Source organism: Acinetobacter sp. SK-43, assembly GCF_015351505.1.
Classification (GTDB): Bacteria; Pseudomonadota; Gammaproteobacteria; order Pseudomonadales; family Moraxellaceae; genus Acinetobacter; species Acinetobacter junii.
This window is the reverse complement of record NZ_JADKPY010000046.1, coordinates 1-7,629: the sequence shown is the minus strand read 5'-3', so window position 1 is coordinate 7,629 and position 7,629 is coordinate 1. Positions and strand designations below refer to the sequence as shown.

At 39.5% G+C, this 7,629-nt stretch carries 5 protein-coding genes and 1 pseudogene; 2 read left to right on the top strand and 4 right to left on the bottom strand.

The window, feature by feature from the left end:
- Positions 1–304: 304 nt before the first annotated feature.
- Positions 305–490: pseudogene (locus tag IRT38_RS09750) on the top strand (ATP-binding protein); the annotation flags it as partial.
- 456 nt (positions 491–946) lie between these two features.
- Here IRT38_RS09750 and dld read toward each other — a convergent pair.
- The 4 genes from dld to lldP form a co-directional block, all read right to left on the bottom strand.
- Positions 947–2,647, bottom strand: a complete 1,701-nt coding sequence (gene dld / locus IRT38_RS09745) for a D-lactate dehydrogenase (RefSeq protein WP_409514093.1) — start codon at positions 2,645–2,647, stop codon at positions 947–949.
- 230 nt (positions 2,648–2,877) lie between these two features.
- Positions 2,878–4,023 (bottom strand): FMN-dependent L-lactate dehydrogenase LldD, encoded by a 1,146-nt coding sequence (gene lldD / locus IRT38_RS09740; protein WP_194597568.1) that lies wholly within the window; start codon positions 4,021–4,023, stop codon positions 2,878–2,880.
- 3 nt (positions 4,024–4,026) lie between these two features.
- Positions 4,027–4,770, bottom strand: coding sequence for a transcriptional regulator LldR (gene lldR / locus IRT38_RS09735; protein WP_194597567.1), 744 nt, complete (start codon positions 4,768–4,770; stop codon positions 4,027–4,029).
- 17 nt (positions 4,771–4,787) lie between these two features.
- Positions 4,788–6,452 (bottom strand): L-lactate permease, encoded by a 1,665-nt coding sequence (lldP, locus tag IRT38_RS09730; RefSeq protein WP_194597566.1) that lies wholly within the window; start codon positions 6,450–6,452, stop codon positions 4,788–4,790.
- Positions 6,453–6,876: 424 nt separating this feature from the next.
- Here lldP and IRT38_RS09725 point away from each other — a divergent pair, with 424 nt between their 5' ends.
- Positions 6,877–7,608, top strand: a complete 732-nt coding sequence (locus tag IRT38_RS09725; protein ID WP_004915280.1) for a Fic family protein — start codon at positions 6,877–6,879, stop codon at positions 7,606–7,608.
- Positions 7,609–7,629 lie beyond the last annotated feature (21 nt).

The following is a 7,629-nucleotide window of genomic DNA, read 5'->3' as shown; positions in this document are numbered from 1 at the left end:
AGTGGCTCTAAGCTCCTATTTTTTTGAGTGAACCGTACCGGGTTTGTCTGAGACTTTTTTTATTTAAGTTAAGCCACCTGACCTAACGGGTTAATCTTATCATAGTACATTGGGTAATCCCCCCCTAAAAATAATAGGATCTAAGAAGAGGTTTTCGCTCTGTGGACTTTTGCCACAGTTGGAACGTACGTGTAGAAACATTGAAATGCTTTGCTGTTTTTCGCACAGACATTTTATTTCTAGTCAAAATCTCAATGACTTTGTCTTTAAAATCTTTTGAATATCCCATTTAGAACTTGGCTATAGTACTATATTGACGAGTAACTTACCATTTAGCCAATGGTCCAAATCCTTTGCGGATGATGTCACGTTGACCGCTGTGATGTTAGATCGGTTATTGCATCACTGTCATGTGGTACAAATATCGGGTGAGAGTTATCGCTTGAAGGGTAAAAAAAGAATAGGGATTCAGCCACAGGTTGAAACTTAATACGAGGTCAAAGGGGGCAATTTTAGAATGCTGTTGACAACCGAAGCAATTGAAAGGTCCGGTGCTTTACAAGCCTGAACGATCTGCTGTTTAAATTCAGCACTGTATGTTCTTCGTTTTTTCTCAAGAGACGCGATGGATGAACCGTACGGGTTTGTCGGTGATCCTAGACATATACAGGGACAAGGCAATGTTTGAAATCATTGATGATTTAAAACATAAATTAGATCAATATCATTCAGTTTATTAAAAGGGTAATACAATTTAATGACGAGTAGAGTCCGTAGTATGAAGGGCTTTTTAAGCGGTATCTGTGCATCTCTATATGCTCTCACAATAAGCCAACCATTCAGATTAAGAAATCATTGGCTTAAATGGGTTTAGGGTTATAGATCCTAGATATCGTTATTTTAGGCTGTTTATTACCAATATACGATGCATTAAAAATATTTTCTGTTACTTCCAATTTTTAAGCTTAGATGTCTGTCCAATACCGACATTAAAACTGTTGGTTGGATCAAGTTTTTCATAATGATTTTTCAGCGCAGGTTTAGCCACATATAAATGTCCAACATTATGCTCTGCTGGATACTCAGCGCCACGGCTATCTAACAAACGCCACATTGCATGTTCCATAGCTAAAGGATCAACATCTTTTTTAACAATGTAATCTTGGTGGAATACATGACATAAAAAATGTCCATAATACAATTTATGTAAAATCTGCTCATCCATTTCTTTAGGTAAAGTTTCTACCCATTCACGATCATTACGGCGAAGTGCGATATCCAATGCAACAATATCTTCAACTTCTGATCGGTGCGTATCTCGATAACGAATTGCAGCACCTGCGACCGCAAAACGATGTAAAAATGCTTTTCGCCCTTCATCTTTATCACAAAGGAAATAATCACCAGTTTCGTGATGATCAAAGTAGCTTTCTAAAAATGCCTCTACCGCAGCAACATCTTGATCTTCAATACGTAGTACCAAATGATGCTCATATAAATTTCGAAATGCATTCATACGCTTCGGCAAGTGTGACGGTAGAAATTTTGTCAGCAATTGCAGAAACTTATCAGAAAGACCTCGCATTTTCATTTTTTCAAGATAACCATCTATTTTATCTTTCATCGCAAACGCAGCAGGCACTTTGGCTGTACCGAACTTCTCGATAAACATAAAAGTATCCTTACCATATTCAGCACCAATGTCATAAGCAACACGATGAATATACTCACCAGCAATAGGAATACGCGGCAAATCTTTCAGTAAAAAATGACGGATTTTGGTTAAATCTTCTGGGTGATTACTCCCCACATAAAACACTTGGCTTGAAATTCTCTCAAACGTATCTAAACGCACTGCAAACACACAGACTTTACCCGCTGAGCCCGATGCTTCGAATAAACGGGATGGATCAGCATTAAAACGTGCCGGCGTGTTTTCATCAATTTTCGCCACATCTTTAATATAACGATGGTCTGATGCACAGCACTGACTCTCATTTTCGATGTCGGCAATTTGATATTTTTGTTGTTCCAAATTCGATAAGATTTCCTCAGAAGAATGACCCAAATTCACACCTAAATGATTGACTAATTCAAGCGAGCCTTGATCATTCACTCTCGCATATAATGCAAGTTCTGTGTACGCAGGCCCACGACGCACCAATGCTCCACCAGAATTATTACATACGCTGCCTAAAACTGAAGCACCGATACAAGATGAACCAATGACTGAATGAGGTTCACGATTAAAAACTGCTAACTCTTTTTCTAAACGATCCAAAGTCGCACCTGGTAAACAAATGACTTGCTTACCTTCATTGATTACTTGAATGCCCCTTAGACGACGGGTACTCATTAATAATACTGGACGATCATAATCATCGCCAAATGGAGTTGAGCCACCTGTGAGTCCTGTATTAGCGGCTTGCATGATTACGATACAACCAGCATCTACCGCTATTTCAAGCACTTTCCATTGTTCGACCAATGTCCCAGGAACAACGACAGCTAAGACGTTTCCTGTACCGTAACGGCGGCCTTGGCGATACAAACGAGTATCTTTGTCATCAGTCAGCACATTGTTTTTACCAACAATATGTATTAGTTTTTGAATAGTCTGTCGAGAAGAGGATTGAGTTTTTATCATTTTTAAGTCTTCTATTTTATAAATGCCCAAATAATAAAATTCTCTCTCCTAGGTATCTTTTAAAACACGGCTTTAAAATTCAGCACAAGTGAAGATTAGAAGAGATTCTTTCTAAACTATCGAAGCCCCTTTTTCAAAAGGAAGCTTTGTTTACCTAAATTATTCGGATAAGAATCTCTTTTTTCAAAGGAAAGTTGGCAGAAATTTACTAATGTGAGTAATTAAATCGCTTACTCTTTCTCTAGTTTGACCAGGCAATCCGATGTAATATCTGCAATCGTTCTTGCACCAGTCAATGTCATTGCCACACGCATTTCTTTCTCAATCAAATCTAGTAAATTACTTACCCCAGCACCGCCGGCAGCACCAAGTGCGTATACAAATGCACGACCAAGCATACAAATATCTGCACCCATAGCCAACATACGTACCACATCAAGACCGTTACGAATCCCTGAATCTGCTAAAATTTTGATGTCACCTTTGACCGCACTTGCAATTGAAGGAAGCGCACGAGCAGAAGATAAAACACCATCAAGCTGGCGACCACCGTGATTGGATACCACAATTCCATCTGCGCCAAAACGTACTGCATCCTTGGCATCTTCAGGATCTAAAATCCCCTTAATAACCATGGGACCCTCCCAATAATCACGAATCCACTCAAGATCTTTCCAAGAAATTGAAGGGTCAAAGTTATTGCCCAGCCAACCGATATAATCCTCCAGACCTGTCGGCTTACCTAAATATTTCGAAATGTTACCTAAATCATGCGGACGACCCAATAAACCGACATTCCAAGCCCAGTGTGGATGCATACACGATTGCAAATAACGACGCATTGCAGCATTTTTACCACTCATTCCTGAATGTGCATCACGGTAACGCGCACCTGGAACGGGCATATCGACTGTGAATACTAAGGTAGAACAGCCTGCGGCTTTAGCACGTTCCAAGGCATTTTTCATAAATCCACGGTCACGTAGTACATACAGTTGAAACCACATTGGACGTTGAATCGCAGGTGCCACTTCTTCAATCGGACAAACTGAAACTGTTGATAAGGTAAATGGAATGCCCTTTTTATCTGCGGCAACTGCGGCTTGAACTTCACCACGACGCGCATACATACCCGTTAGACCTACAGGTGACAATGCCACTGGCAACGCCAAATTTTCACCAAACAATTGCGTTTCTAAGCTCAGCTCAGACATGTCATTTAACACACGTTGACGTAAAGCGATTTTTGATAAATCTTCTACATTACGCTTTAAGGTATATTCCGCATAGGCGCCACCATCGATGTATTCAAATAAAAAAGGCGGTAAACGACGTTTCGCAGCTTCACGATAGTCATTTGCAGAAGAAATAATCATAACTTATGTCCTATTTAATCGACTCGAACGTTGACGACGAGCTTCTTCTTCATCGATCATACGTACGCGTTGAACAACAAATTCAATATGCCCACAAGCTGCTTTACGTGCAGTCTCTGAGTCTTGACGTTCAATTGCGTCCATCACCTCAAAGTGCTGGTCATGCAATTGTTCAAAATGTTGTGGTGTAGTGTAGACTTTACGTCGCCCTAACATCACGTTGTCTTGCAATAAATCAAACAAACTACGCATCATTTGGATCAGTACTAAATTGTGGGATGCTTCTGCAATCGCTAGATGAAACTTCGCATCTGCTATTGCTGCGTGGGCATCATCACCTAAAGCCTGAAAATGGCTAATCTGCTCAAAACACTGACGAATATTGATCAAATCACTGGGTGTGGCACGTTGTGCGGCATACCATGCTGTACCACCTTCAAGCACCATACGAGCTTCTTGTACATCAAAACGATATTCAGGATCTTGATCTATCAAACCGGATAATGGCTCAACGATTTGATGCTGTGACCAATGTGCAGGCAACTGCTTTAAATAGGTGCCTGCACCCGCTTTGCTCTGAATAATCCCTGCGGTAATCAGCTGTTGAATCGCCTCACGTAAAGAGGTACGAGACACACCCAACTGTTCACAGAGTTGCCGTTCAGCAGGCAATCGCTCTCCGACTTGCACATTATTTTTTTCAATCAATAGACGTAAACGCTGTACCACTTTGTCGGAGACTTTCATTTTTTTCCTTGACCCGTTTATGGAATCATCCACGGGAAAACATAAGCTTGTAAGGTCACAATAATACCAATCATCACCGTAAAGATAATGCTGTGTTTTACTGTAAATCTAAATAAATCAGATTCTTTACCAACTAAACCCACTGCCGCACAAGCAATCGCAATTGATTGAGGGGAAATCATCTTACCTGTTACCCCACCACTGGTATTGGCAGCAACTAACAAGACTTCAGGCACACCGATTTGCTGTGCTGTAGTGGCTTGTAACGCTGAAAACAATGCGTTAGCTGAAGTATCTGAACCTGTAAGAAACACCCCTACCCAACCCAAGAATGGTGAGAAGAAGGTAAAAGCCTGACCCGTATGTGCCAGTGCTAAAGCAAGCGTTGCTGACAGACCTGAATAGTTTGCAATGAAGGCAAAAGCCAGCACCATACCAATCGAATAAATTGGTGTTTTTAGTTCATTCACGGTTTCAAAGAATGTCGAAACTGCCTCTTTAGGTTTCATTTTTAAATAAATGATCGTGATCAATGCCGCCAACATAATCGCCGTACCCGTTGCCGATAACCAATCAAACTTATAAATCGCATCATAATCTTTAATTTCAGGCACGACAGGCGGTAGCTTTTGAATCAATTGATGCAAATACGGCACTTTAATTGAAACTACTAAATCACTTAGTGCACCGTCCTTAACAAATAAATCTTTAAAAGGTTTGATGCTCCAGACCGTCACCATTGCTGTAAGTATCAGAAATGGAGACCAGGCTTTGGCTATCTGTGCCACACTATATTGTTTACGAGCTTGCTTGATAATAGTTTCATCTACTTGTAAATCTTTATCCTGAAAACGAAAAATATGTTTTGGCTTCCAGTACTTAAGTAAGATTGTCAAACTGACCAATGATGCAATTGCAGCAGTAATATCGGGTAATTCAGGTCCAACAAAATTTGATGTTAAATATTGCGCTAAAGAAAAAGATAAGCTGGCGACTAAAATAGCAGGCCAAGTTTCTTTAACCCCACGCCAGCCATCCATAATTGCCATGATCCAGATCAATACAATTGGCACCATAAAGGGTAACTGACGACCCACCATTTGACTGATTTCCATAGTGTCAACACCTGAAACCTGCCCAGCGACAATGATCGGAATTCCCATTGCACCAAAAGCAACAGGTGCAGTGTTAACTATCAGGCATAGCCCAGCCGCATATAAAGGCTTAAAACCGAGTCCCACCAACAGTGCCGCAGTAATTGCGACTGGCGCACCAAAACCTGCCGCACCTTCTAAAAACGTACCAAAAGCAAACCCAACTAATAGCATTTGCAGACGCTGATCTTCTGTAATTGACAGAATAGAGGAGCGAATAATATCGAACTGTCCTGTTTTTACTGAAATCTTATATATAAAAACTGCACCGATAATAATCCATGCAATTGGCCACAGTCCGTAGAAGAATCCATAGACCATTGATGCCAATGCCATTCCGATTGGCATTTTGTATAAAAATAATGAGACCAGAAAGGCTAAAAAAACGGTAATTGTCGCGGCTATACTCCCCTTCATACGAAAAATAGCCAATGCCAAAAAAAAGAAAACAATGGGAACAAGCGCTATTGCACTCGAAATCCAAATATTGCCCATGGGATCATAAATTTGTTGCCACTGTTGAAGCATTGTCTACTCCTTGAAATGCTTAACTACTAGATTGAATAGTTTATTACACTTATACACTAAACTGGTATGACCAATTTAGTAATTAAGAGATAAAATGTACATTTTATATTAGAAATATTAGCCGAAAAACGCAATAGACAAGCTTTAATTTATTTTTTTGGTGTGACCAATTTTAGAATCTATTAAAATCTTATACATTATTAAAAACTTAAGTAATACATGGTTTTGTTGCACAAACCTATTCTTGAAAGCTTATTCAGCAATATAATTCCCAAATGAATAAGCCTATACCTAAAATCTACCGGACAACGAAAGGCTAACCTACTACTTTTACAGTCAATACAAAATGTAATGATATATCACTACATTTCTGATATTTCTTTTTTCATGTATGATCAACTAAGATAAATTCAGGGATAAGGTTATGTTTGAAACTATTGATGATTTAAAGAAAAAATTAGATCAACATCGCCCTCTCTCTCCGTCAATTGTCAAAAATTTACAAGAAGATCTTATTGTCCGCTGGACCTATCATTCCAATGCAATTGAAGGTAATACCCTCACCCTGCTAGAAACAAAAGTAGTACTCGAAGGTATTACTGTTGGTGGAAAGGCATTAAGAGAACACTTCGAAGCGATCAACCATAGAAATGCAATTTACTATGTTGAAGATATAATTCGGAAAGAGGAGCCTTTTTCTGAATGGCAAATTCGTAATATCCATCAGCTTATCTTAAAGAATATTGATGATGATAATGCTGGCCGCTATCGCCAGCAAAACGTATTGATCTCTGGTGCTACATCTACCCCGCCTGATTACACGTTATTAAATGACAAGATGGCTCAATTAGTAGACTGGTATAATAGTGAAGCACATAAGCTACATCCAATTGAACGTGCAGCCAAAGTACATGCTGATTTTGTTGGCATTCATCCATTCATTGATGGCAATGGTCGCACGTCACGTCTTTTGATGAATCTTGAACTATTAAAAGCAGGCTATCCGCCTTGTGTGATTACAGTAGAAAATCGTTTGGCTTACTATGAGGCTCTTGATCAATGGATGGCATATGAAAAGACTGAAGCTTTTATTCAATTGGTTTCGGATGCAGTAATCGAAGGATTTAAACCGTATCAGGTGGTTTTAGGAATATAGTTATTCTATAGCTATTTATTT

What these genes read in the sequence shown, in the direction of transcription:
- dld (WP_409514093.1), bottom strand. Translation starts at nt 2,647, where the DNA reads ATGATAAAAACTCAATCCTCTTCTCGACAGACTATTCAAAAACTAATA.
- lldD (WP_194597568.1), bottom strand. Translation starts at nt 4,023, where the DNA reads ATGATTATTTCTTCTGCAAATGACTATCGTGAAGCTGCGAAACGTCGT.
- lldR (WP_194597567.1), bottom strand. Translation starts at nt 4,770, where the DNA reads ATGAAAGTCTCCGACAAAGTGGTACAGCGTTTACGTCTATTGATTGAA.
- lldP (WP_194597566.1), bottom strand. Translation starts at nt 6,452, where the DNA reads ATGCTTCAACAGTGGCAACAAATTTATGATCCCATGGGCAATATTTGG.
- IRT38_RS09725 (WP_004915280.1), top strand. Translation starts at nt 6,877, where the DNA reads ATGTTTGAAACTATTGATGATTTAAAGAAAAAATTAGATCAACATCGC.